Origin of the sequence: Flavobacterium lindanitolerans (assembly GCF_002846575.1) — a bacterium.
Lineage (GTDB): Bacteria > Bacteroidota > Bacteroidia > Flavobacteriales > Flavobacteriaceae > Flavobacterium > Flavobacterium lindanitolerans.
In genome coordinates this window covers 476,929-503,121 of sequence record NZ_PJND01000007.1, presented here as the reverse complement: position 1 = coordinate 503,121, position 26,193 = coordinate 476,929, and the positions used below count along the sequence as shown (strand labels likewise).

General features: G+C 38.5%; 25 protein-coding genes. 15 read left to right on the top strand and 10 right to left on the bottom strand.

What is annotated here, in order from left to right; all coding sequences use genetic code 11:
• Positions 1 to 124 precede the first annotated feature (124 nt).
• The 8 genes from hemA (at position 125) to B0G92_RS02145 (ending at position 6,942) form a co-directional block, all read left to right on the top strand.
• Positions 125 to 1,381, top strand: coding sequence for a glutamyl-tRNA reductase (hemA, locus tag B0G92_RS02180; RefSeq protein ID WP_101470945.1), 1,257 nt, complete (start codon positions 125 to 127; stop codon positions 1,379 to 1,381).
• Positions 1,378 to 2,295, top strand: coding sequence for a hydroxymethylbilane synthase (gene hemC, locus B0G92_RS02175; protein WP_056067263.1), 918 nt, complete (start codon positions 1,378 to 1,380; stop codon positions 2,293 to 2,295). Before hemA ends, hemC begins: the two co-directional genes overlap by 4 nt.
• Before the next feature lie 11 nt (positions 2,296 to 2,306).
• The gene (locus tag B0G92_RS02170) at positions 2,307 to 2,981 is read left to right on the top strand and encodes a uroporphyrinogen-III synthase (protein WP_101470944.1); all 675 of its coding nucleotides are present in this window, start codon (positions 2,307 to 2,309) and stop codon (positions 2,979 to 2,981) included.
• A 74-nt stretch (positions 2,982 to 3,055) separates the two neighbouring features.
• Positions 3,056 to 4,078: a uroporphyrinogen decarboxylase gene (hemE, locus tag B0G92_RS02165; protein ID WP_056067266.1), complete on the top strand. Its 1,023-nt coding sequence runs from the start codon at positions 3,056 to 3,058 to the stop codon at positions 4,076 to 4,078.
• Positions 4,079 to 4,150: 72 nt separating this feature from the next.
• Entirely contained in the window at positions 4,151 to 4,525 is a 375-nt protein-coding gene (locus tag B0G92_RS02160) for a hypothetical protein (protein WP_101470943.1), read from the top strand.
• Between the two features lie 5 nt (positions 4,526 to 4,530).
• The gene (hemF, locus tag B0G92_RS02155; RefSeq protein ID WP_101470942.1) at positions 4,531 to 5,433 is read left to right on the top strand and encodes an oxygen-dependent coproporphyrinogen oxidase; all 903 of its coding nucleotides are present in this window, start codon (positions 4,531 to 4,533) and stop codon (positions 5,431 to 5,433) included.
• Between the two features lie 60 nt (positions 5,434 to 5,493).
• Positions 5,494 to 6,486, top strand: a complete 993-nt coding sequence (hemB, locus tag B0G92_RS02150) for a porphobilinogen synthase (protein ID WP_101470941.1) — start codon at positions 5,494 to 5,496, stop codon at positions 6,484 to 6,486.
• 63 nt (positions 6,487 to 6,549) lie between these two features.
• Positions 6,550 to 6,942, top strand: a complete 393-nt coding sequence (locus B0G92_RS02145) for a c-type cytochrome (protein ID WP_101470940.1) — start codon at positions 6,550 to 6,552, stop codon at positions 6,940 to 6,942.
• Between the two features lie 49 nt (positions 6,943 to 6,991).
• Here B0G92_RS02145 and B0G92_RS02140 read toward each other — a convergent pair whose 3' ends face one another.
• A complete protein-coding gene (locus B0G92_RS02140; RefSeq protein WP_101470939.1) occupies positions 6,992 to 7,432 on the bottom strand; it encodes a DUF1573 domain-containing protein in 441 nt (146 codons plus the stop codon).
• Positions 7,433 to 7,614: 182 nt separating this feature from the next.
• Between B0G92_RS02140 and B0G92_RS02135 the strand changes: the two genes are divergently transcribed.
• The 5 genes from B0G92_RS02135 (at position 7,615) to B0G92_RS02115 (ending at position 11,984) form a co-directional block, all read left to right on the top strand.
• On the top strand, positions 7,615 to 8,874 hold the full coding sequence (locus tag B0G92_RS02135) for a sensor histidine kinase (RefSeq protein ID WP_101470938.1): 1,260 nt from the start codon (positions 7,615 to 7,617) through the stop codon (positions 8,872 to 8,874).
• Between the two features lie 4 nt (positions 8,875 to 8,878).
• Positions 8,879 to 9,562 (top strand): response regulator transcription factor, encoded by a 684-nt coding sequence (locus B0G92_RS02130; protein ID WP_101470937.1) that lies wholly within the window; start codon positions 8,879 to 8,881, stop codon positions 9,560 to 9,562.
• 71 nt (positions 9,563 to 9,633) lie between these two features.
• Entirely contained in the window at positions 9,634 to 10,107 is a 474-nt protein-coding gene (locus tag B0G92_RS02125) for a methylated-DNA--[protein]-cysteine S-methyltransferase (RefSeq protein ID WP_101470936.1), read from the top strand.
• A 19-nt stretch (positions 10,108 to 10,126) separates the two neighbouring features.
• Complete coding sequence (locus tag B0G92_RS02120; protein ID WP_101470935.1) at positions 10,127 to 11,287, top strand: serine hydrolase domain-containing protein; 1,161 nt, start codon at positions 10,127 to 10,129, stop codon at positions 11,285 to 11,287.
• Positions 11,271 to 11,984 (top strand): 3'-5' exonuclease, encoded by a 714-nt coding sequence (locus B0G92_RS02115; protein ID WP_101470934.1) that lies wholly within the window; start codon positions 11,271 to 11,273, stop codon positions 11,982 to 11,984. Before B0G92_RS02120 ends, B0G92_RS02115 begins: the two co-directional genes overlap by 17 nt.
• Before the next feature lie 46 nt (positions 11,985 to 12,030).
• Here B0G92_RS02115 and B0G92_RS02110 read toward each other — a convergent pair whose 3' ends face one another.
• A complete protein-coding gene (locus tag B0G92_RS02110) occupies positions 12,031 to 12,648 on the bottom strand; it encodes a hypothetical protein (protein ID WP_101470933.1) in 618 nt (205 codons plus the stop codon).
• Positions 12,649 to 12,842: 194 nt separating this feature from the next.
• Positions 12,843 to 15,788, bottom strand: a complete 2,946-nt coding sequence (locus B0G92_RS02105) for a S8 family serine peptidase (RefSeq protein ID WP_101470932.1) — start codon at positions 15,786 to 15,788, stop codon at positions 12,843 to 12,845.
• 220 nt (positions 15,789 to 16,008) lie between these two features.
• Here B0G92_RS02105 and B0G92_RS02100 point away from each other — a divergent pair, with 220 nt between their 5' ends.
• Positions 16,009 to 17,700, top strand: a complete 1,692-nt coding sequence (locus tag B0G92_RS02100) for an ABC transporter ATP-binding protein (protein ID WP_101470931.1) — start codon at positions 16,009 to 16,011, stop codon at positions 17,698 to 17,700.
• Between the two features lie 8 nt (positions 17,701 to 17,708).
• Positions 17,709 to 18,446 (top strand): hypothetical protein, encoded by a 738-nt coding sequence (locus B0G92_RS02095; RefSeq protein ID WP_101470930.1) that lies wholly within the window; start codon positions 17,709 to 17,711, stop codon positions 18,444 to 18,446.
• Between the two features lie 43 nt (positions 18,447 to 18,489).
• On the opposite strand, the gene B0G92_RS02090 is transcribed toward B0G92_RS02095, so the two are convergent.
• The 7 genes from B0G92_RS02090 to B0G92_RS02060 all read right to left on the bottom strand — a co-directional run bounded on the left by B0G92_RS02090 (position 18,490) and on the right by B0G92_RS02060 (position 26,163).
• A complete protein-coding gene (locus B0G92_RS02090) occupies positions 18,490 to 19,149 on the bottom strand; it encodes a 3-oxoacid CoA-transferase subunit B (protein ID WP_101470929.1) in 660 nt (219 codons plus the stop codon).
• 2 nt (positions 19,150 to 19,151) lie between these two features.
• Positions 19,152 to 19,853 carry a CoA transferase subunit A gene (locus B0G92_RS02085; protein ID WP_056067297.1) on the bottom strand — a complete coding sequence of 234 codons (702 nt, stop codon included), beginning with the start codon at positions 19,851 to 19,853 and terminating at the stop codon, positions 19,152 to 19,154.
• A 62-nt stretch (positions 19,854 to 19,915) separates the two neighbouring features.
• Positions 19,916 to 22,231, bottom strand: a complete 2,316-nt coding sequence (locus B0G92_RS02080) for a penicillin-binding protein 1A (protein WP_101470928.1) — start codon at positions 22,229 to 22,231, stop codon at positions 19,916 to 19,918.
• A gap of 5 nt (positions 22,232 to 22,236) precedes the next feature.
• On the bottom strand, positions 22,237 to 22,722 hold the full coding sequence (locus B0G92_RS02075) for a gliding motility lipoprotein GldH (protein WP_056067302.1): 486 nt from the start codon (positions 22,720 to 22,722) through the stop codon (positions 22,237 to 22,239).
• Positions 22,706 to 24,016 carry a PSP1 domain-containing protein gene (locus B0G92_RS02070; RefSeq protein WP_101470927.1) on the bottom strand — a complete coding sequence of 437 codons (1,311 nt, stop codon included), beginning with the start codon at positions 24,014 to 24,016 and terminating at the stop codon, positions 22,706 to 22,708. The genes B0G92_RS02075 and B0G92_RS02070 overlap by 17 nt, the downstream gene beginning before the upstream one ends.
• 177 nt (positions 24,017 to 24,193) lie before the next feature.
• Positions 24,194 to 25,573, bottom strand: coding sequence for an oxygen-dependent tRNA uridine(34) hydroxylase TrhO (gene trhO / locus B0G92_RS02065; RefSeq protein WP_101470926.1), 1,380 nt, complete (start codon positions 25,571 to 25,573; stop codon positions 24,194 to 24,196).
• A gap of 179 nt (positions 25,574 to 25,752) precedes the next feature.
• A complete protein-coding gene (locus B0G92_RS02060; RefSeq protein ID WP_101470925.1) occupies positions 25,753 to 26,163 on the bottom strand; it encodes a BrxA/BrxB family bacilliredoxin in 411 nt (136 codons plus the stop codon).
• Positions 26,164 to 26,193: the final 30 nt, after the last annotated feature.

The window sequence follows — 26,193 nt, the reverse complement described above, 5'->3', positions numbered from 1 at the left end:
ATATCTCACAGCGACACAAATAGCACTTTTAGCGTTATTTTTATAAAACGTATACCTATAATTTTGTGGTGTTCGAAATAGAATCCGTTTAAGGTTCAGTTTCGTTATACTTTAAAGTGGCACTATGAATAAAAATAACTTGTCAAAGCATCATTACTTCTATGCAGTTGGATTGAGTTACAAGAAAGCTGATGCAGAGATTAGAGGGAAATTCAGTTTAGGAAATCAGGCTAAATCCGATGTTTTGCAACAGGCAAAAGAAAACGGTATTGGCAGTTTGATTGTTACTTCTACTTGCAACAGAACCGAAATTTACGGTTTTGCCGAGCACCCGTTTCAATTAATTAAATTACTTTGCGACAACAGTCAGGGAACTGTTGACGAGTTTCAAAAAGTAGGTTTCGTATATAAAAACCAGGAGGCTATACACCACATTTTCAGAGTTGGAACCGGTTTGGATAGTCAGATTTTGGGAGACTTTGAAATCATCAGTCAGATAAAATCCAGCTTTTCGGAAGCAAAATCACAAGGATTGGCCAATGCTTTTATGGAACGACTGGTAAACTCGGTTATACAGGCCAGCAAAAAAATTAAAAATGAAACCGAATTAAGTTCAGGAGCTACTTCTGTTTCTTTTGCTTCGGTACAATATATCATGAATAATGTTCCGGATATCAGGAATAAAAACATATTGCTTTTCGGAACAGGAAAAATAGGAAGAAATACGTGTGAAAACCTGGTAAAACATACCAAAAACGACCATATCACACTAATTAACCGTACCAAAGACAAGGCCGAAAAAATAGCCGGAAAATTCAACCTAATTGTAAAAGATTATGATTTGCTGCCGTTGGAAATTCCAAAAGCAGATGTATTGGTTGTAGCTACGGGAGCAAGCAATCCTACTGTTGACCAGGAGTTGTTAAAGCTAAATAAGCCGCTTTTAATTCTCGATTTGTCAATACCGAAAAATGTCCATGACAATGTTAAAAGTATTTCCGGTGTAACGGTTGTCCATCTGGATGATTTGTCAAAAATAACGGATGACACTTTAGAAAACAGAAAAAAACATATCCCTCAGGCGGAATCGATTATCGAAACAATGATGGAGGAATTCACAGAGTGGGTTAACGCTAGAAAATTCGCTCCAACGATTCATGCCTTAAAAGAAAAGCTAAACTCAATTAAGGATACAGAGCTAAGTTTTCAGCGAAAAAAAATCAGTAATTTTGATGAAGAGCAGGCTGAAATTATCAGTAAGAGAATAATCCAGAAAATAACGACTCATTTTGCCAATCATCTGAAAGATAGTGATACTATGGTAGATGAAAGTATCGAATGGATAGAGAAAGTTTTTCAGATTGAACCTTCCAGAAAATGAATAAAATAATCCGAATAGGAACCCGCGACAGTCAATTAGCGCTCTGGCAGGCTCACACGGTAGAAAAAAAACTCAACGATTTAGGGTACCAAACAGAAATTGTTGCCGTGAAATCTACAGGCGATGTCATTTTGGACATTCCGCTTTACGAATTCGGAATTACCGGAATCTTCACAAAAACATTAGACATAGCCATGATTAAGGGCGAAGTTGATATTGCGGTACATTCAATGAAAGACGTTCCGACAGCACTTCCTAAAGGCATTGTCCAGACCGCAGTTTTAAAAAGAGCCAATCACGAAGATATTTTAGTACATAAAGGCAATCTTGAATTTCTGCATTCCAGCGGAACGGTAGCCACCGGAAGCTTACGTCGCCAGGCACAATGGCTGCATAGATATCCAAATCATCAGGTGGTTGACCTGCGCGGCAACGTCAATACAAGATTGCAGAAATTAAAAGATAATGATTGGAACGGTGCCGTTTTTGCCAAAGCAGGATTGGAGCGAATTGAAATTTTACCGGAAAATCATACCGTTTTGGATTGGATGATTCCGGCTCCTGCACAAGGTGCAATGGTAATCGTTGCCATGGAAAGCGATGATTTTTGCAAAGAGGCCACAGCAAAACTAAACCATTTTGAAAGCGAAATCTGTACGCATATTGAACGCCAGTTTCTAAGAACTCTGGAAGGTGGCTGTACAGCGCCAATTGGTGCTTTTGCGGAAGTATTGGATGGTAAAATCCGTTTTGAAGGCGTACTTTTTTCAATTGACGGAAAAGAAAAAATCGAGATAGAAAAGACAGTTGAAGTGACTCATTATAAAAATTTCGGACAGGAAGCAGCATCAGAGATTCTTGCCAATGGCGGACAGGAATTAATGGAAGTTATCAGGAGAGATTTAAAAAAATAAATTTCAATAAGATGCCCGAACCAATTCGAATTTTATCTACAAAAAAATTGTTGCCCAACCAGAGGCAGTTTTTGCTGAACGCAGGTTTTTCTGTAATAGAAGCCAATTTTATTCAGGCAGTAGGAAAGAAATTTGAGTTAGGAGATGAAGATGGAAACCTGATTTTTACCAGCCAGAATGCCGTGAAGAGTTTTTTAGAAAATGAGAAAGCTCAAAACCTGAAAAATAAAAAAATCTTTTGTGTGGGTACAAAAACAAAAGCCTTATTAGAACAAAATGGCTATAAGGTTCTGGCTTCAAAAGAATATGCATCGGAACTGGCAGAAATTATTGTAAACGATTTTAAGGATGAAAGCTTTTTGTTTTTTTCGGGAAGCCTGCGACGCGATACGCTGCCGGAAGCCTTACAAAAAGCCAATATTAGCCTGAAAGAAATTGAAGTATATGAAACCATCCTGACGCCGCAAAAGATAAATGGTCCGGTAGACGGAATACTTTTTTTCAGCCCGTCAGGAGTGCAAAGCTACCTGAAGGAAAATAGGATAGTAAACCAGAATTGCTTCTGCATTGGCACCACCACAGCAGAGCCTTTGGAACAACTAACAGATAAAATAATAATCGCAAAACAGCAAACGGTTGAAAATGTGATTATCCAGATAATAAATTATTACAGCAAAAAGCTTTAGGCAATAGGCCTAAGCAAATTTAACATAAATGAAAGCTTACAGCCTTACAGCTTACAGCCTAAAGCCAAATAAAAATGATAAAAAACGACCTTTTTTTAAGAGCACTCAATAAGGAAACAGTAGAACGTCCGCCAGTTTGGATGATGCGTCAGGCCGGAAGATATTTGCCGGAATTCATCGCCCTTCGCGACAAATACGACTTTTTCACACGTTGCCAGACTCCTGAATTGGCGGCTGAAATTACAGTACAGCCAATCAGAAGAATTGCCCCGGATGCGGCTATTTTATTTTCAGACATTCTGGTTGTGCCTCAGGCAATGGGAATTGAAGTTCTTATGAAAGAAAGTGTCGGGCCATTTTTGCCAAATCCAATCAGGACGATTCAGGATGTAGAAAAAGTGGTGGTTCCGGATATTCAGGAAACATTAGGTTATGTGATGGACGCTATCAAACTGACCAAAGAAATGCTGAACGATGAGGTTCCGTTAATTGGGTTTGCGGGTTCTCCATGGACTATTTTTTGCTATGCAGTAGAAGGTAAGGGTTCAAAAAGTTTTGACACAGCCAAAGGATTCTGCTTTACGCATCCGGAAGCAGCACACGTATTATTGCAAAAAATTACCGATACAACAATTGCTTACCTGAAAGAAAAAGTAAAGGCCGGTGTAAATGCAGTACAGGTTTTTGACAGTTGGGGCGGAATGCTTTCTCCAACCGACTATCAGGAATTTTCATGGAAATATATCAACCAGATTGTTGAAGCATTGGCTCCGGAAACACACGTTATTGTTTTTGGAAAAGGCTGTTGGTTTGCCTTGAATGAAATGGGTAGAAGTAAAGCTTCTGCTTTGGGAGTAGACTGGACCTGTTCGCCAAGAAATGCCAGATATTTGTCTGGAGGAGAAATTACATTGCAGGGAAATTTTGACCCGTCAAGATTACTTTCGCCAATACCAACCATCAAAAAAATGGTTACGGAAATGATTAACGAATTTGGTAAAGATAAATTCATTGCCAATCTCGGACATGGAATTTTACCTAACATTCCGGTTGACCATGCCAAAGCATTTGTTGACGCTGTAAAAGAATATAAATAGATCGCTGATTTATGATTTAGGATTTCAGACCCAAATCAAAAATCAAAAATCCTAAATCAAAAATAAATAAAGATGTTAACCAAAGGATTACGTGACGAAGAAAATGAAAGGATTAACAACATCCTCAAACAGCTGATTTCGCTGGTTTATGTTCCGGAAAACTGGAATCTGGATGAATTGGAAAAGCATCTGAATTATTTAGCATTGACAATGGAAAAACTATTGGGCTTTTCGTCAGATGATTTGATTGCCCATCTGGAAAAACTCCACTTTGATTGGACCAATGCAGAACAGTTCGCAGATTTTATAGTATTGCTTTCTGACCGAAAAGAAGAAGAAAGAACACAATTAAGAAAAAAAGCAGTGGTGATTTACGAATACATACAGAGAGAAAGTAAAGTATTTTCTTTTGATATTTTCAACAAAATTGCCAAAGCCAAAGCATAGCCAGAATGAAAAATAAATTTTACGCATACATACAAACCCTTCAGGATAAAATTACTGCCGAACTGGAAAGAGTGGACGGACAGGCAACCTTCAGACAAGACCTTTGGGAACGTCCGGAAGGTGGCGGCGGAAGAACCCGTGTAATTGAAAACGGAGCTGTTTTTGAAAAAGGCGGGGTTAATATCTCTGCCGTTCACGGTTCGTTGCCGCAAGCCATGCAGACCTATTTTAAGGTGGGAGATGTTGATTTTTTTGCTTGTGGTTTGAGTCTGGTTATCCATCCTAAAAACCCAATGGTTCCAACGGTTCATGCCAACTGGAGGTATTTCGAAATGTATGACAAGGAAGGAAATACGGTAGATCAGTGGTTTGGCGGCGGACAGGATTTGACACCTTATTACTTGTTTGAAGAAGATGCCAGACATTTTCACCAAACCTGCAAGTCTGCCTGCGATAAGCATCATCCGGATTTTTATTCAAAATTTAAAAAGCAATGTGATGCTTATTTCTGGAATGCACACAGGAATGAAGCCAGAGGTTTAGGCGGATTATTTTTTGACTATTGCAAGGCTTCGGAAGATTTTACACTGGACAATTGGTATGATTTTGTAACAGAAGTTGGAAACAGCTTTTTGGAAGCCTATGTTCCGATTGTAGAAAAAAGAAAAAATTTAGAATACACACCAGAAAACAGAAACTGGCAGGAAATCCGTCGTGGACGTTATGTAGAGTTTAATCTGGTTCATGATAAAGGCACACTTTTCGGACTAAAAACCAACGGAAGGATAGAAAGTATCCTGATGAGTCTGCCGCCACATGTGCAATGGGTTTATGACCATCATCCGGAAGCCGGAAGCGAAGAAGAGAAATTAATCAATATATTAGAAAATCCGATTGACTGGATTTAATTCAATATCAATTTTAGACGGCGGCACTCGCTAAAATCTAAAATCTAAAATCTGAAAATTATGTTTCCACTACAAAGAAACCGCCGTTTAAGAACCAATGATTCCATTCGAAGCCTGGTTCGGGAAACGCATCTGTCTCCTAACGATTTTATGTTCCCGATGTTTGTGGCAGAAGGAAAAGACTATAAGGTTGAAATTCCGTCAATGCCGGGCATTTACCGTCGTTCGTTGGATTTGACGGTTAAGGAAGTAAAAGAACTTTGGGATTTGGGAATCAAGGCGGTCAATATTTATGTGAAAGTAGACGACAAGCTGAAAGACAATACCGGAAAAGAAGCCTGGAATAAAAACGGACTGATGCAGCAGACTATTCGCGCTATCAAAGATGCTGTTCCGGGAATGATAGTAATGCCGGATGTGGCGCTTGACCCATATTCCGTTTATGGGCATGATGGAATTATCGAAAAAGGACAGGTAATCAATGATGCAACGGTTGATGCCCTTACTTTAATGAGTTTGAGCCATGCCGAAGCCGGAGCTGATTTTGTAGCACCAAGTGATATGATGGACGGACGTGTTTTGGCAATACGCAAAGCTTTGGAAGAAAACGGGCATCACAATGTTGGAATCATGAGCTATAGTGCCAAATATGCCTCCTCATTTTACGGGCCGTTTCGTGAAGCCTTGGACAGTGCTCCGGTAGATAATATGGATGTTCCTAAGGATAAGAAAACGTATCAGATGGATTATGCAAACCGAATTGAAGCAATTAAGGAAGCATTGCATGATGTCGAAGAAGGAGCCGATATTGTAATGGTCAAGCCGGGAATTGCCTATCTTGATATTGTAAGAGAAGTAAAAAATGCCGTAAACGTTCCGGTTTCAGTATATCAGGTTTCAGGTGAATATGCTATGGTAAAAGCTGCTGCTGAAAGAGGATGGCTGGATCATGATAAAATTATGATTGAACAATTGCATTGCATCAAAAGGGCAGGAGCCGATATTATTTCGACTTACTTTGCAAAAGAAGCAGCAATCATTTTGAATAAATAATTAAAATCAAACCTAACCCCGCCAGGGTTTCAAACCCTGGCGGGGTTTAAGAGGTATTACAACATGAAAAATCTATTTTTTATCCTTCCGGTTTTATTTCTTATTTCCTGTCAAAAGGAACAAAAAAAAGAATCACTTTATCCAGAGAAAACACTTTCTGCTGAAGAAAAACAGTTGGAATTGGGACGTGAAATTTTTGACGGAAAAGGAATGTGCTATTCCTGCCATAAGCCAGACCAGAAAGTTATAGGTCCTAGTATTACTGAAATAGCGAAAATCTACAAGGAAAAGAATGCGGATATCAAATTATTCCTCAAAGAAAAAAGCGAGCCTATTGTTGACCCAAGTCAGTATTCTGTCATGAAGACCAACTTTGCCATTACCAAGACATTTTCTGATGAAGAACTAAAAGCTGTTGAAGCCTATTTTTACAGCCATCTGAAAAACGAAAAATAAAAAAAGCCATCTCTTGAGATGGCTTTCTTATTTTTAGAACGGGTCACAATTATGATTGTGGCTCGATAACTTTTCCTTTGATAGTCAAAATCTTTGGAGTTTCAGTATCGTTAGTTGTTACTGTAACAGATTTTGAGAATGGGCCAGGTGAAGCGGCATTATAAGTAGCAGTGATGCTGGCAGTTTCTCCTGGTTTGATAGGAGTTTTTGTATAATTTGTTGCTGTACAACCGCAAGAAGCTTTTACATTCGTAATCAATACAGTTTGTTTTGTAGTGTTTTTGAAAGTAAAATCAAAAGAAGCCGGTTTTCCTTTTTGGATATCTCCAAAATCATGAACATCAGATGTCCAGGTTACTCCAGATGCTTTTGCAGCTTGTTTTGCAGGAGCAGGTTGCGCTTTTGCAGGAGCAGCCGTTTGAGCAAAAGAAGAAGCGCTTAGCAATAAAGCACCAGCTAGAGCAAAAAATGATAATTTTAATGTTTTCATAAATCAGATAAATTTTAAATTAATTTAGATTTCGTGATTGGTGTTTCAAATGAACAATACAAATGTATTTAGTTTTTTTAAGAAAGATGTTAAGCATTTCGCAACTCTTGTTAATGACTTGTTAACGGGTTGTTTCGCAGTCTAATTTATAGTAATATCGTGCTCTATTAACACTTCATGTATTGAAATTCAACAGATTAAATATTATTATCTTCATCGGGCTATTGGCAATCGTAGGCGTTTTGTTTATGCAGTTGCTAACCTTGTCACAGGCCTATGCGTTTGAGAAAAAAGAATTTAGCGAAAAGATTCATTTCGCTTTGCAGGATGTGGTAGCCAAAATTCATAAAGACAATAAGACCGAAGTTCCTGTAACCAGCCAGATAAAAAAGATTACCGACGATTATTATATCGTAAATGTCGATGATGTTTTTGAGGCTTCGGTGTTGGAATATTATCTGAAGACCGAATTCCAGAAAGTAAAGCTGAATATTGATTATGAATATGCTATTTATGATTGCAGCTCGGACGAAATGATGTACGGAAAATACGTTTCCTCATCTGATAAAAAAGCACCGCGATGTGAAAAATGCTTTACCAAAAAAGAAGGTCTCGTTTATTATTTTGCAATCCGTTTTCCACAACTGAAATACAATTATATTACTTCGCTCCAGCAATATTGGATTTATACCGGTGTTCTCGTGCTGGTTCTGGTAATTTATGTTTATTCCGTGTTGCTTCTGATTAAACAGAAAAAATATACAGAACTCCAGACGGATTTTATCAATAATATGACACACGAATTCAAGACTCCAATATCTTCAATTCTTATAGCATCGAATTATGCCAAAAGTCAGGAAGAAATTACCAAAAACCCGAAACTTTCCAAATACGTACAGATTATAATTGAACAGAGTAATAAGCTAAATCAGCATATTGAAAAAATCCTGCATATTGCCAAAAGCGATTCGCATATGCTGGAACTGGAAAAAACCAGATTCAATATGTTTGACGTCATAAGCCTGGCAAAAGAAACCATATTGCTTAAATATGGCAAGGAAATTTCGATTGAAATCCAAAGTGACAGGACAGAATATCCAATCGTTGCAGATGAATTTCACTTTTCGAATGTGGTCTATAATATTTTGGATAACGCCATAAAATACAATGACTCGACTCCAAAAATACTAATAGTAATTACCGAAAATCAAAAAGAAGCCAAACTCGAATTTATAGACAACGGAATTGGTATTGAAACTCCCGAATTAAATGCTATTTTTGATAAATTCTATCGCATTTCAAGTGCAAAAAGAAATGAAGTTGGCGGCTTTGGATTAGGACTTTTCTACGTAAAGAAAATCTGCACCTTACATCGATGGAAAATAAATGTTAAAAATAATCCGGATAACGGCATAACAGTAACAATCAGTATTCCGAAATAGATATATGGCAAAAAGCAAAATTTTTTATGTAGAAGACGATGCTACCCTGGCGTTTTTGACTGTAGATTATTTGGAACAGTTTTATGACATCACTCACTTTTCGGATGGTGCAGAAGCTGTAAAAAATTTTCATAAAGACAATTATGACCTGTGTATTCTGGACGTCATGCTTCCTAAAAAAGACGGTTTTGAAATTGCACAGGAGATACGGAATGCCAATGCTGAAATACCCATACTGTTCCTTTCTGCCAAATCTTTAAAAGAAGACCGTATTAAAGGCTTAAAACTGGGAGCAGATGATTTTTTAGTTAAGCCTTTCAGTCTCGAGGAATTGAGCCTGAAAATAGAAGTCTTTCTGAAAAGAAGTTCCAAAGCTCCAATAGTAATCCAGAAAAGTTATGAGATTGGAAGTTTTCTCTTTTTTCCCAATGATTATTGCCTGACAAGGAATGCCGAAAAAGTAAACCTGACAGAACGGGAATCTGCTTTGTTGAAGCTGTTTTTAGACAATAAGAATGAGATACTGAAGCGCGAAAGAATCCTTACAGCCCTGTGGGGAGACGATGACTATTTTATGGGCAGAAGCCTCGACGTATTTATCTCACGTCTTCGAAAAATTTTCAAAGAAGAAAATAGTGTAAGAATTGAAAACATCCCAAGAATAGGCTTCAAGCTGGTAATGGAATAGCAAACCTACTTTACAGCCTGCTTTAAATCCGAAAGTTTTTTTTCATAACTTTAGATTTTAAATAATCCTCCATGTTACAAGCCTACATCAATACGCCATTGGGCATTGCTGAAATTAGCGGCGATGAAAACGGAATATCCAGTATTTTGGCATTAGACAAAGGAAGCCCTGTTTCTAAGGCTATTCCTCCAGAACTTCAGGAAGCCGTACACCAATTGCAAGATTATTTTGATGGCAAAAGAAAAGATTTTACTTTTAAAATGAACCCGTCGGGCACAGAATTCCAGAAAAAAGTATGGAAAGGTCTGCTCGAAATTCCTTTTGGAAAAACTTTGTCTTATCAGGAATTTTCTATCCGGTTGGGTGATGTCAAGGCTATTCGTGCCGTAGCTTCTGCAAACGGAAGAAATCCGCTTTGGATAGCAGTTCCCTGCCATCGTGTTATTGGCTCTGATGGTTCGCTCACAGGATATGCAGGAGGATTATGGAGGAAAAAATGGCTTCTGGAACATGAAAATCCGGTAAAGCAGCAAAGTTTATTCTAAAACTAATAAGTAAAGCGGTATGAGATTTCTGAAAAAATTCCTTTTGTGGTTTGCAATTGTATTGACAACCCTTATTCTGTTGCTGTATATTTTTAATCTCGACTATCTTATACGTGCTGTCAGGATTACGTATCTGAAGGGAGAGAAAACGGCTTTCCTTGAAGATTATACCGAATTTCCAAATCGCGAAATCAAGAAAGGAACAGGTCAGTCCTGGGCAATCAGCAAAGAGTATAACAAGCAAAAACCAACCGATATACTGGAAGAAACCCATAAGAAATTTGAAACAGTCGCTTTTCTAATCATCAAGAATGATAGTATTTGGTATGAAAGCTATTACGATGGATATGACAAAGACAGCAAATCGAATTCCTTTTCTATGGCAAAAAGTATTGTTACTGCTGCTTTAGGTAAGGCAATCATGCAAGGAAAAATTAAAAGCCTGGACCAGAAAGTAACCGATTTTTTCCCTGAATATGCCGGAAAATATGGCGATAAGATGACGGTTGGCGATTTGTCATCAATGGCATCAGGTCTGGATTGGGACGAGTCCTATTACAGTCCTTTTTCAATTACAACCAGAGCCTATTTTGACGACAACCTTACAGATTTGATGCTGGGCTTGAAAGTTGTGGGAGAACCGGGAAAAGAATTCAAATATTTGAGTGGAAACACACAACTCCTGTCTATGGTAATTGAAAAAGCAACGGGCGAACATCTTGCCGATTATGTTTCGGAACAATTCTGGAAACCTTTGGGAGCAGAACACGAAGCGCTTTGGCAAATTGACCGTCCGGATGGAGTTGAAAAGGCATATTGCTGTATTGCAAGCAATGCGAGAGATTTTGCCCGTTTCGGGAAATTATACAAGCAGCATGGAAAATGGAATGGCAAACAGATTCTGGATTCCGCTTTTGTGGAAAAATGCGTTACGCCAAGATTTGCAGATGCGCCAATGTACGGTTACGGTTGGTGGATAAGCGATTATAGGGACAAGCAGATTTATTATATGCAGGGACATTTGGGACAATATGTTATCGTAATTCCAAAAGACGACCTGATAATTGTACGGTTAGGTCGCAACAGGGACGAAAGAGCCGATGGGAATTTCCACAGGAATGATTTTTATGTATATATTGATGAGACCTACGAAATGATAAGCCATGATAGAAAAAATTAATCTGGAAAACATTCTTTTTTTGGATATTGAAACCGTTCCGGAAGAAGAAACCTTTACTGCGTTAGACGAAGAAAAAAAGGAACTATTTGATTTAAAAACACAATACCAGAGGAAAGAGCAATTTACGGCAGAAGAGTTTTATGACCGTGCCGGAATCTGGGCCGAATTTGGAAAAATAGTATGCATATCCGTCGGATATTTTACATTTAAGGGAGATATACGCCATTTCAGGGTTACTTCCTTTTTTGGTGATGAGAAGAAAATACTGGGAGATTTTACCAATCTTCTGGAGAACTATTTTGCACAGCCACAGCATATTTTATGTGGTCATAATGCCAAAGAATTTGATTTTCCTTTTATTGCAAGGAGGATGATTATCAATCAGGTAAAAATTCCGGGTAAGCTGAACCTTTTCGGTAAGAAACCTTGGGAAATCCCGCATTTAGACACAATGGAATTATGGAAGTTTGGCGATTTCAAACATTATACTTCCTTAAAATTGATGGCAAAAATCTTAGGCATCCCATCGCCAAAAGACGATATTAGCGGAAGCGATGTGGGTCATGTGTATTATGTTGAAAAAGACATTGACAGAATCATTACCTATTGTGAAAAGGACGTGATTACTGTTGCACAAATCCTGTTACGCTTCAGGCGTGAGGACTTATTGATAGAAGAAGAAATAATTCACATATAAATAAAAAAGCCTTGGAATTCCAAGGCTTTTTCTTTTTCAGAGCATTTTATTTTTCTTTTTCAGGCGTTTTTTCTGTTCTGTAATAATAGTTATTATTGTTGTTATTCCCATATTGGTAACCGCTTCCGCTTCCGTAATAATAGTTTCCATTATTTTCGGCATAATCATTAGCCTTAACACTTCCCACCATATCAATAATTTCACCGCGACGGTTGTAAATAAGCTGCAGTCCGCCAATTTGAGATAGGGCATAACGGTTATAGCTCATATAAACCGTACCTATTCTTTTGATTCTGTTATAAGCATCGTAGTTTACGAATACGTTCCCAACTCTTCTGATTCTGCCCTGGCTGTCATGTTCAATTTTTACACCTTGCCCGTTTCGTACTCCCGGAGCACCATACGTTGTATTTACATTGGCACTAGAACTTCTTCTGCTGCTTTTATAATAGAACACGTCATTAGCAACGGTTGGCTCTGTATTAAAATCGAATTGCCCGTCAGGAAATACGTAAAAGGTAATTCCTCTTTCGACGAAAGCAATTGGTTCGTCCATATCAAGGTTTGCACTAAAATTTTTTTCACCCAAATAATGAGTTGTTTCTGCATTCGCTATGTTTCCAACGAATAAAATGCTAGCCACTAAGAGAGTAATTTTTTTCATGATTCAAAAGAATTAAAATTTTGCCTACTCTTTCGATTTTCAGCTTTTTCGAACCTTAAAAAATCAAGGTTATTGATAGCTATCCAATTTATATGCCAAAACTTTTTGTAACTAACATCTTTAAAAAGAAAAATCCCGATATTTTTTTCTATCGGGATTATTATCAGGTATTTATGTTTTTAAAATAAATTCGATTATCGGTTCAAAATAATCTTTTTCGTTGTTTTTAAGTTTCCGTTTTGGATAGTAAGGATATAAACTCCATCCGAAAAATTATCAATATTGAGCACCTCATTTGTGTTTGAGGTTTCTTTCGTGAGTATTCTTCTTCCCTGGATATCGTTCAGATATAAGGTAGTGTTACCGGAGTTGGCAGGCAGGTTTACATTTAAGATTCCTTTTGAAGGATTCGGATAAACAGAAATGTTGGCTAATTGGCTGTCTGCTACAGTAAGGCTGGAAGGAGTAACATTACAGAAATTAAGACTGAAACTATTAATAACACCTCCATCGCCATTATATTTATCGATGGCATATAATGTCCAGATACCGTCAGCAGGAAGATTATTAAAATTGCTCAAAGGCTCCAAAGGTTTGACAGTTCCGGAAATTGAAGGAGCTGTTGCGCCACATGAAAAAGCAATGCCTGCATCGCTTAGAGTAGCTACAATATTATCATTATCACCGCAAGGTTCTTCAAATAATTTGATATAAGGTGAGCCTATTGCTTCCGGCCCTTCCAAATAAATAGTCATATCTTCAATATAGGTATGAGAAATGTCTATTGTTGCCGTTAGTCGTCCAACTGTCATGCCGCCGGTAACAAGAACAGGAACAGAAGCCACAGCATTGGCTGTAGCAGCAATTGTTGCTTCTGAGAAATCTGTCGCAGAAAAAACCTGACCACAATTTAAAGCTCCGGTTTGGAAATTATATACCGTACTTGTGGTAGCGGTTGCACATCTGTTTTTTGGAAGAACTCGCCAATAATAGTTGTATTGCGGTGTAAGATTGTTTAAAAAATAAGAGGTTTCTGTTACTTCCTGATTGACAACCAGGGTTCCAAAACCAGAATCGGTTGCAACCTGAACAATATAAGATTCTGCATTTACAGAAGGTGCCCAATCCAATTGTACAGTTGGCGCCACACCGTTTGTGTTATTTGCCGGACTCAAAAGTGTACTATTTTGGAAAGTGTCGTTATAGACTTTTAGATTTACATATTTTGTTTCTACATCTGTTCCCCGGGTACCTCTGATACCAATAGTATAATTGCCGGCAGGAAGAGTATTCAGGTTGGAAATTGTCATTGTCAGGGCTTCATTTATTGATGAAGAAGAGGCGCTTAAATTTCCGGTAGCTCCTGCAGGAAGGCCTAGTATTGTAAAGTTTGTGTTTTCTGATGTGGTAGTAGTATGTTGGAAATTATATACAGCATTACTATTACTACATACGGTTTGGTCTTCAGAAAGAGGTGTCAACGAAAAAGTTGAATTTACGCCAGTAACAATAAGAGAAAAATTTTGAGGACCTTGTACCAAAGTTCCTTTGTGTGTTACCGTTATTGTGTAAGTACCTGCAGTAGCAGGAATGCTTATTTTTTCAATATTATCAACTTTATTATCACCATCATTTGCCGCATCCGAGTTAGGGTCACTTGTCAATCTCCAAGGGAAATAAGTAGAAGTTCCTTTTGTGATTCGAATATCCAAATCGTTGACTAAAACGGGTGTTGTGCTATTTAGAATGCCGTTGTTTACATTTCCGGGAACATCGGTCCATGCAATAGTTGCTTCTAGTGGTTCTGTGCCATTTGAATTTACAGTCATTGTAAATGTTTGCCCCTGTTGTAGTGTTTCTTCAGAAATGATAGTTCCCAATCCATTGGCTGTGATGGTTTCTGCCGCTTTTTTAGCATTTAGCAATCCCCATCCAAAAAAAGCGTCCGGTCCTGTACTTCCAACATCATCGGCAGTATGGCAGGCAAGAGCCTTTAGGGTTGCCGCTTTCATAAAGTGTTTGTTTTTTATCTTATAATATTGCTGCAAAAGCAATAATGTCCCCATTACGTTTGGGGAAGCCATAGAAGTTCCGGTAAGTGTTCCATAAGCAGAATCTGATGTTTCAAAAGTAGAATATAAGCTTGTTCCATTTCCGGTAATATCTGGTTTTACTCTAAAATCATCAGTTGGTCCCTGGCTGCTGCCGGAATTAATCGTGACATTGGTAAGGGTACCATTAGATGCAATTATTGCATCTTCAGCATTGGCAACTACAAGATTGTTTTTTGCTGTTTTATTTCCGGTCAATTTATCATAACCTGCTGCCATAGGCTGAGGATTTTCATCTTCTCCGTTATTCCCTGCTGATGCCACCATCAGGTAATAAGGCGCATTATGAGCGATTTCATCCCAAGATCTGGCATCGGTAGTATAGGCTCCGATGTACCATGCTGGAACAAATTGTCCGTTATTGACAATTGGCACCCCATAAGAGTGATTGGAAAGTAGCATTCCGGATTGGATTTCAGCCAAAGCTTCACTTTCATCATCCGTCCAGTTAAAAGTCCTGACCTGTGCCAATGGCGCCATACCTTTTGCACTAGCAGTAATACCTGTCGCAGCAATAGTTCCTGTAACGTGTGTTGCATGGAAGTTATTTCCTGATGAGCTTGCAACAGCATCATTCACGGTAATTCTGCCGCCAAATTCTCTATGCGAAGCTCTTACCTTACCGCCATCCCAAACACGGGCAACCATACCTTGGCCATCAAGATTTAATCCTAAAGCGCCTCCGGTATTTAAAAAGTTAGTTCTTGTTGAGCGGGCCGCACTTCTATTGTCTACGGAATAATATAAAGGGAATCCGTCTGGAGTAAGCTTTATCAATTCGTCAACCGTACCGTTTTCATTTTTAATAAATTCAGGCCAGTTATTCAATTTAGCGGCCTTGAGGGCTTGCCGTTTTTGAGAAGCAGCCTTTTTCCGATAAATTTCTTCTAATTCTTTTAGTTTTTTTAAATCGTAGTCTTTGGTAATTTGCTGGATATCATTTTTATCCTGACTAAAACCGACTGTGGGAATTGAAAACAGGAATAGTAATGAAAGTACCTTAAAAGCGGAAGTAGAGTTTTTCGTCACTTGATGTAATTAGGGGTTTTTGAAAATTTCCCAAAGATAGGGAATTGTCTCATATTCAATAATGTTTTAAAATTTTTATTTCAAATTGGTCAAAAGGCGGGTTTGTGTAGATAAAAACGTAAGAATTTCTAGTGTTTTATAGAATAATCATAAAGTATATACGGCCAAAAAGAAGTTGGGGTTTTTATTTTTAGGAAAATCTTTTTGCTATTTTTATGACATGAAAAAACAGCCTTTGTTAGAAGTCAATGCTCTGGAAATTTCTTTTAAGAAAGATGATGGCTTTAAGCCCATTATCAACTCTATAAGCTATGCCCTGCAAAGCAATGAGATTTTAGGAATTGTAGGAGAATCAGGTTCCGGGAAATCGGTTTCCTCTCTTGCTGTTATGGGATTGCTTCCTAAAAATATTTCTAAAATTACCAAAGGAGAAATTCTTTTTCAGGGCAAAGATGTGTCCCGGTTTTCAAAAGAGGAATTGCAGAATCTAAGAGGAAGGAACATTTCAATGATTTTTCAGGAACCGATGAGTTCTTTAAATCCTTCTTTGAAATGCGGTTTTCAGGTAGAAGAAATGCTTTTGCAGCACACCAAACTTTCCAAAAAAGAAATACGAAAAGAAACCCTTGATTTATTTGACAGGGTAAAACTGCCCAATCCGGAAAAAATTTATGAAAGTTATCCGCATCAGATTTCCGGCGGACAGAAACAACGTGTCATGATTGCGATGGCAATAGCCTGTAAGCCAAAAATACTGATTGCCGATGAGCCAACTACCGCTCTGGACGTGACCGTACAGAAGGAAATCATCCAACTGCTGAAAGATATTCAGCAGGAGACAGGAATGAGCATTATGTTTATTTCACATGATTTGGCTTTGGTATCTGAAATTGCAAATCGTGTATTGGTCATGTATAAAGGTGAAATTGTAGAACAAGGCAATGCTTCTGATGTTTTCCACAATCCGCAACATATCTATACCAAAGCACTGGTTAGTTCAAGACCTTCACTTGATGTGCGTTTGAAAAGACTTCCTACCATACAGGATTATCTGCAGAATTCTGTCAGTGATGAAATTATCACCACTGATGAAAGGAAAAAAGCACATGAAAAATTATACAGCCAAACACCAATTCTGGAAGTCAGAAACGTAGAAAAGGAATATTTTTCTTCTGCCGGACTTTTTGGAAAAAGAATAGGCTTCAAAGCGGTCAATGATGTAAGTTTTAGGATATATGAAGGAGAGACATTAGGACTGGTAGGAGAATCCGGATGTGGGAAATCAACTTTAGGGAATGCCATCCTGCAATTGGATAGGGCAACTGCAGGCCAGATTTTTTATAGAGGCGTTGATATTATGAAATTGCCAAAAGAAGATATCCGGGCATTACGAAAAGAAATACAGATTATTTTCCAGGACCCATATTCGTCTTTGAATCCGAGGATTCCGGTTGGCAAAGCCATTATGGAACCGATGAAAGTTCATAAGCTGTATAAAAATGATGCCGAACGGAAAGCAAAGACAATAGAAATTTTGGAAAGGGTTGGCCTGGGTGCGGAATATTTCAATCGTTATCCACATGAATTTTCTGGAGGGCAAAGACAGCGAATAGGAATAGCCAGAACTATTGCCTTGCAGCCCAAATTGATTGTCTGTGACGAATCTGTTTCTGCCCTTGATATTTCTGTTCAGGCACAGGTTCTGAATCTTTTGAATGAGCTGAAAGAAAATTTTGGTTTTACCTACATTTTTATTTCTCATGACCTGGCTGTTGTAAAATATATGTCAGACCAGATTTTGGTAATGAACAAGGGCAAAATTGAAGAAATGGCCGACGCTGATGCATTATATGATAACCCTCAAAAAGAATATACTAAAAAATTAATCGCAGCAATTCCAAAAGGGAATTAATTAGACTTATGAAATATATACTTATTGTACTTTTTTTACTATGTGTTTCCTGTACGGACAAAAAAGAAGAAACCGTTGATGTTGCAACATCCTCAGAAGTAGAAGTAGTTCCGACAACCGAATCTAATTTTATACAGAAAGATTCATTGTTGCTGGATTCCAAAGGAATTTGTGCAGATAAAGTTGTAATTACCGAAATAAAAAGAAGCTATGACAAAGACAGTATTGGTACTTCTTATTTTGAAATAGGTTTTTTTAAGAATAATAAGGTAATCTATACCTATCCGACCAAGATTGTTTTTGGAATGGAAGGAGGTGCCGAATGGAATATCAATCAGGAATTCATGGCAGATTCAGAAAATGAAAATATCGATACGAGATTTATCCATTGCAACTATGGTATTGCCGCCTGCGGTTATACACATAACCACTTCCTGTTCTTTTTGGATGAAAAAGGCGTACAGTTGGTAACACAATGGGATTCTATGTGGGATGGCGGTTATGGTGTTGACCAACGCTTTGAGCCTGATTTTAAAACCAAGCCAATGAAATCATTTTTTGCCAGGACAATTGATGTGTCTTCTGATGAAACCGTAAATGATTCGATAGAACGGGTAGAAGTTTCTTATACTGATTCTGTTCGGTATAATTTTGAAAACGGAAAATGGAAAAAGATTCCGCTTACACAAAAAGGCAAAATATACCGTAAAGAGAATTTTACTTTTGAGGAATATTACAAACAATAAAACAAGAGCCACAAATTAATTTGTGGCTCTTGTTTTCTGTATCTTAATCGATAATCATTTCCGGAATCGTTCCTTCGATTATCAGATTGCCTTCGGTGGCTTTTTTAATATCTTCTACAGAAACACCCGGAGCTCTTTCCAAAAGTTTGAATCCTTCAGGAACAATTTCCAAAACGGCCAATTCTGTTACTACTTTTTTCACACACCCAACACCTGTCAGGGGAAGCGAACATCTTTTTAAAAGTTTTGATTCTCCTGCTTTGTTCACGTGCATCATCGCTACGATAATGTTTTCAGCAGAAGCCACCAAATCCATTGCGCCACCCATTCCCTTTACCATTTTTCCTGGGATTTTCCAGTTGGCAATATCTCCGTTTTCAGCTACTTCCATAGCTCCAAGAATGGTCAGGTCTACCTTCTGGCTGCGAATCATTCCGAAACTGAATGCAGAATCAAAAAAACTGGCTCCCGGAAGCGTAGTGATGGTCTGTTTTCCAGCATTGATAACATCGGCATCTTCTTCACCTTCAAAAGGGAAAGGTCCCATGCCTAATACGCCATTTTCACTTTGGAATTCTACTGAAATATCTTCACGCACATAATTGGCAACCAAAGTTGGGATACCAATTCCCAGGTTAACGAAATATTTATCTTTTACTTCTTTGGCGATTCGTTTTGCAATATCTTCTTTAGTAAGTGCCATAATTAGTTTTTTTGTCTGACAGTTCGTTGTTCAATTCTCTTCTCAAATTTTTCGCCCTGGAAAATACGCTGTACCATGATTCCCGGAATGTGAATCTGGTTCGGGTCCAATACTCCGGCCGGAACCAATTCTTCCACTTCCGCAATGGTGATTTTAGCGGCACCAGCCATACAGGCATTAAAATTTCTGGCAGTTCCTTTAAAGATGAGATTACCGGCTTCGTCGCCTTTCCATGCTTTTACAATAGAGAAATCAGCTTTGAAAGCTTCTTCCATGATGTGCATTTTACCGTTGAATTCGCGCGCTTCTTTCCCTTCAGCAACTTCTGTTCCATAACCGGCTGGTGTGAAAAAAGCAGGAATTCCGGCTTGAGCTGCACGGCATTTTTCAGCCAACGTTCCTTGTGGAGTCAGTTCAACTTCCAGTTCGCCTGAAAGCATCTGGCGCTCAAACTCGGCATTTTCTCCTACATAAGAAGAAATCATTTTTTTGATTTGGCGTTTTTGGAGCAATAATCCCAATCCGAAATCATCAACTCCGGCATTGTTTGAAATACAGGTCAAATCTGTAACCCCAAGTTTTACTAATTCTGCAATACTGTTTTCCGGAATTCCGCACAGGCCAAAACCGCCAAGCATAATGGTCTGCCCATTTTGAATATCTTTCAGTGCATCAGAAACAGATGCTACTTTTTTATTAATCATATAAAGAATGTTTGTTTTGGAGGATAAATATATAAAAAAACGCCTTAAAAAAGGCGTTTCTATTAAAAATCAAATTCGGATGTGTTTTGCTCTTCCATATCGACATTTGTCGTGTCTTTTACGGCTGGTTTCCAGCAATCTACTTTTATGGATAGGTTGGCCGGTCTTTCAAACGGTTCTTTGGAAACATTCAGTTCTTTATCCGCATAACACTTCTTCATGAATAATCCCCAGATTGGTAAGGCCATAACGGCTCCCTGTCCGTAAGTGATGCTCTTGAAGTGTGCAGAACGGTCTTCGTTTCCAACCCATACGCCGGTTGCCAGATTTGGAACCATACCCACAAACCAACCGTCGGATTGGTTTTGAGTTGTTCCTGTTTTTCCTGCAATAGGATTTCTAAGCACATACGGATAACCGGTCATCATTTCGTAACCAAAGCCGCCACCGTCTGTTCTTAAACGTCCGCCCGAACCGGATTCAGTAACACCTTCGAGAAGCTTAATAACAGCATAAGCAATATCTTTGTTTAATACGTCATGAGATTCCGGTACCGCTTCGTATAAAACGACTCCGTTTTTATCCTCGATTCTTGTAATTACCTGAGGCTTTATATAGACACCCTGGTTGGCAAAAGTACTGTAAGCGGCAACCATGTCCTCAACAGTAATTTCAACGGCTCCTAAGGCAATAGAAGGCTGTGATGGTATGTTTGATTTGACACCCAGTTTTTTAACAAGGTCGATAACCGCATCAGGGCCTACTTTGTCAATTAATTTAGCTGAAACAGTATTGATAGACTGTGCCAATGCATATTTGAGCGTTACCATTCCTTTATAGGTTCCGTTAGAATTTCGCGGTGTCCAAGTTTCGGTTACATTATGTCTTCCTTTTGGAATGGTATATGGCGCATCAATAATAGAATCACATGGTGAGTAACCCTGTTGTTCGATTGCTGCTGCATAAACAAAAGGTTTAAAAGTAGAACCTACCTGTCTTGCTCCCTGTCCTACGTGGTCGTATTGGAAATGCTTGTAGTTGATACCGCCAACCCAGGCTTTTACAAAACCTGTTTTTGGCTCCATAGCCATAACTCCGGTTTGAAGGAAGTGCTTGTAATATCGGATGGAATCATTAGGCGTCATAACAGTATCACGCTCGCCTTTCCATGAAAATACGGTCATGTCTGTTTTGATACTGAATGATTTTATGATTTCGCTTTCGCTTTTCCCTTGATTGCTCATTTGTCTCCAACGCTCTGAAGCTCGTCGGGCACGGTCCATTAATTTTTCAGTTTCTGCTTCTGATAATTTAATAAAAGGAGCATTTTTGTTGGTTTTGGCCTGTTTGAAGAACTCTTGTTGCAGGTTCGCCAAATGTGCGTCAACGGCTTCTTCGGCATATTTCTGCATCCTTGAGTCGATGGTCGTATAGATTTTCAGACCATCTCGATAAATATCGTATTCTGTTCCGTCTTTTTTAGGATTGTTTTTCACCCATGTTTTCATGAAATCACGCAGGTATTCTCTGAAATACGTAGCAATTCCTTCGTTATGGCTTTCTGGATGGTAGTCTAAAACGAGTGGTTTTTTGGATAAAGATTCTTTTGCGGCTTCTTCCAAAAAGTTATTTTTTACCATTTGTCCTAAAACTGTATTTCTTCTTTTAAAGACCAGTTCTTTTCTTTTTTCCTTAATAGGATTGTAAAGTGAAGGGTTTTTAAGCATTCCTACTAATACTGCAGCTTCTTCAATTTTTAAATCGCGAGGCTCTTTCCCGAAATATACTTTAGCCGCAGAACGGATTCCGACAGCGTTATTAACAAAGTCGGCTTTGTTAAAGTACATAGCGATAATTTCCTGTTTAGTATACTGTCTTTCCAGGCGGGTAGCAATAATCCATTCTTTAACTTTTTGAATCATCCTGAATGGCAGGAATCGGGAACCTTCTTTGTGGAAAAGCATTTTTGCCAATTGCTGTGTAATCGTACTTGCTCCACCGCTTGTTCCTAAACTTGTTACGGCTCTTAAAGTTCCTCTTGCATCAATACCCGAATGCTCATAAAAACGTTCATCTTCGGTAGCTACCAACGCATCAACCAAATGTTTTGGAAGGTCAGAGTATTTTATAGCAGTTCTGTTTTCGTTATAAAACTTTCCTATAGTCTCCCCATCAGAAGAAATGACTTCTGTTGCCAGATTGGATTCGGGATTTTCAAGTTCTTCAAATGAAGGCATTGAACCAAAGAGTCCCCATGAGGCTAATAGGAAAATGAGGACTACTCCTCCCATAGTATATAGGAATATTCTCCAGAATTTCTTGTTGTAGTAAGCTACATCCTTAACCTGTTGTGTATTGTTCTTTTTTTTAGTTGCCATAACTGCTAATCTAATTTTTCTACTCTAAAGCCGACTTCTGTTATTCCTGCCAGTGATTCTACTCCATTTACTTTTCCTGTCTGGCGGAGTGCCTGCATTATACCAATCTTGTAATCTCCTAAGGATTTGAATTTGTATTTTTCTTTAAAATAAAGCTTACTTTCTTTTACATCAGAAAAGCCTTCGCCCAATAAGGTTCCGTCCGGATTCGCCATTTGGTATTCGAGCGTATCGACTTTTGTTAATCCGCCCGGCGCTTCCATAGCAACAATAAGGAAAATATTGTTGAAAGGATAGTCATTATTGGAACGCAGGTTTATAAACAAATTATACGCCTTTGCGGTGTCCTGGTTGTTATAAGTAAAGGTTGCAATACTGTCTTTATGCCATTCTTTTCCAACCGACTTATATTGGTCAAAAACCCTTTTCTTATCGCAGGAAACCAAAAGTATTGCTGCAAAAACAAATAGTAAGCTATTTTTTAGGCTCATTTTTTGGACGGTTGTTATTGTTGTTTTTGTTATCCGGTTTCTTTTCGTTTGCAGGTTTTTGTGGCCTGTTTTTATTGTGATTTCGGTTGTTATTTTTGTTTTGATTTCCGTTCGGATTCTTGTTTTCGTTTACCGGTTTTTCAGTAACAGGACTGTCTGCCGTTGCAGTCTGCTTACGCTTTTTCGGCCTTTTCTTTTTCTTCGGCTGGTCAAAACGGGTTAAGCTTTCCTGTCCAACAGCATTGTTGAAATCTTTTTCCGGTTCCTGAGTTACTTCAAGCACATAATCTTCTAACGAAGAAACTTTCCTTTTCTGTTTATTTTCTGCAATAATTTCATTGACCTGTTCTACTTTAAGAACATGCCAGTTTGCAAAATTATTGGTATATGCGAACCACATCAGGCCTTTAAAAATGTCCTGTTTCTGGCAAACGGCATCACCTTTTTCTGTTATTAATTTGGTGTCAAAATCCGGAAAATGCTGCAATGCGTCCATATAAGTGTCCAGCTCATAATTAAGACAGCATTTTAATTTTCCGCATTGTCCCGCCAATTTTTGTGGGTTTAATGACAGTTGCTGGTATCTTGCTGCTGAGGTGTTGACACTTCTGAAATCGGTCAGCCAGGTGGAACAGCAGAGTTCTCTTCCACAGGAACCAATTCCTCCCAAACGGGCAGCTTCCTGACGGAAACCAACCTGTTTCATTTCAATTCTGGTGTTGAATTCTCTGGCAAAGTCTTTAATTAACTGTCTGAAATCGACGCGGTCGTTAGCGGTATAGTAAAAAGTTGCTTTCGAACCGTCGCCCTGAAACTCAATATCAGAAATTTTCATTTCCAGTTTTAGTGCAATGGCAATTTCGCGCGCCCTTACTTTCATTGGTTCTTCCTTGGCACGTGCTTCAGACCAGATATCGATATCTTTTTGGGTAGCCTTGCGGTAAATCTTAAGAATCTCATTACTCGCAGGGTTAACCGACTTTTTCTTCATTTGTATCTTTACCAGTTCTCCGGTCAGGGTTACAATTCCAACATCATGTCCGGGAGAAGATTCTGTAGCCACAATATCTCCCATGCTAAGCGAAAGTTTTTCAGGATTTCTGTAAAATTCCTTCCTTCCGTTTTTAAAACGTACTTCTACGCAGTCAAACGGAGCCTCGCCGTTAGGAAGGCTCATATTTGACAGCCAGTCAAATACGGTTAATTTGTTGCAGCTATCGGTGCCGCAAGTCCCTTTATTTTGACAGCCTTTTGGCGCACTGCCATCAGACGTTGAACAACTGGTACAAGCCATAATTTTATATAGATGTCACGATTAACGTAACTTAAAATTCGTAAAATGATTTTGTGCGTAAAGATAGCATTTTTAGTTTTAATGATACAAAGCCTTTAATTTGTTGCCGTTCAGTAAAAAACAAAACCTATTCCGGAATCCCGGAATAGGTTTAACGTAAATAGAGTAGAAATATTTTTAGTCCAGAACCTTGTATAATTTATCTGAAAGTCGAATTCGAAAAGGAAGAGCTAAGGTTACTTTATCTCCAGGCTTTGCAACTGCTGCTTCTGTGCCGTTTACAAACATTTGAGAGATTTGTAATTCCTGATTTCCTGTTGACGGACCTGAAATAATAATTTTGTCATTGATTTTTAATTCGTCTTTTTCAATCAGAAATTGCCCGATTCCGGCTTTTACAAAATAATGCTCCGCTTTTCCAAGTAAAGTTTTCTTTATCTTGATTTTTTGTCGGATGTCTTTTGGTTTAACAGCTTCAGGAATATCATTGCCGGCTTTTGCCAAAGGCATATCAGACAATTCTCCGGAATGTTTGAATTTTAATTTTTCAGATTTTCCTTTTCTGAAAATCATGTTTCCGTTTTTCACACCGCGACGTAGTTTTACCTGTTCTACCAACGGCATATGGATGATTTCCTGGCATTCTGTAGAACAACAGTTTTCCATGATGGCCTTACATTCATCACATTGGATGAATAATAAGTGGCAGCCTTCATTTTCGCAATTGGTGTGATTGTCACACGGTTTTCCGCATTGGTGGCATTGTGAAATGATATCATCGGTAATGCGTTCGCCCAACCTGTGGTCAAAAACAAAATTCTTTCCAATGAATTTGCTTTCCAGGTTTTCTTCCTTGATTTGTTTGGCATAATTGATAATACCGCCTTCCAACTGGAATACGTTCTTAAATCCCTGGTGTTTGAAATAAGCAGAAGCTTTTTCACAACGGATTCCTCCGGTACAGTACATCACCAGATTTTTATCTTCTTTATAATCTTTTAATTGCTCGTTGATTATGGGTAATGACTCGCGGAATGTTTCTACATCGGGCGTTATGGCACCTTTGAAATGGCCGATTTCGCTTTCGTAGTGATTTCTGAAATCAACAACAATGGTATTTGGGTCTTCCAAAATCTGATTGAATTCTTTAGCTTTTAGGTGCACGCCAATATCGGTTACGTCAAAAGTATCATCATCTAATCCGTCAGCAACAATCTTATCACGTACTTTAACCGTCAGTTTCAGGAAAGAGTGGTCGTCCTGCTCCACAGCTACATTCAGGCGTATGTCTTTCATGAAATCATATCTTTCTAATGTTTCACGAAAAGCTTCCAAATTTTCCGCAGGAACAGACATTTGGGCGTTGATTCCTTCTTTGGCAACATAAGTTCGGCCAAGTGCATCAAGCTCGTTCCAGGCTATAAATAAATCGTCGCGAAATTTTTTCGGGTCTTCAATTTTGGCATACGCATAGAATGACAGCGTGAGTCGCTGTTTGCCGGCCTCGTCAATAAGTGCCGCTCTTTCTTCTGCGCTTAAAGTGTTGTACAGTTGCATGCTATAAACGTTTTAAGTTGAGAGAATTATATCGATTTTTTAAATCTGGTGCAAAAGTAGGACTTTTATCCAAGAATCGGAAATGACATTTGTCATGTTTCGGGAATCCTTTTTAAAAACAGAACCCTTTCAGAGTTTTTAAAAACTGAAAGGGTTTGTATAAAAATTTTAAAAATTGTTTAGCAGAATTCTGCGTAAGCATCTTTTAGGTTCTCAGCAATCATTTCTGCCGGACGACCTTCAATATGGTGACGCTCCAACATGTGAACCAATTCGCCATCTTTGAAAAGTGCCATACTAGGAGAAGAAGGAGGGAAAGGGAACATGAATCCACGTGCCGCATCTACAGCTTCCTTATCAACTCCTGCAAAAACAGTTACTAAATGGTCTGGTTTTTTGCTGCCATTCAAACTCATTTTTGCTCCCGGACGTGCGTTTCTTGCAGCGCATCCGCAAACTGAATTTACAACAACCAAAGTGGTGCCCGGTTTTGCTATTGCGTTTTCAACTGCACCGGCACTATATAATTCTTCAAAACCTGCGTCAGCCAATTCAGCACGCATTGGTTTTACCATTTCTTCTGGATACATAACTTTTGTTAGTTTAAAGTTTAAAAGCAC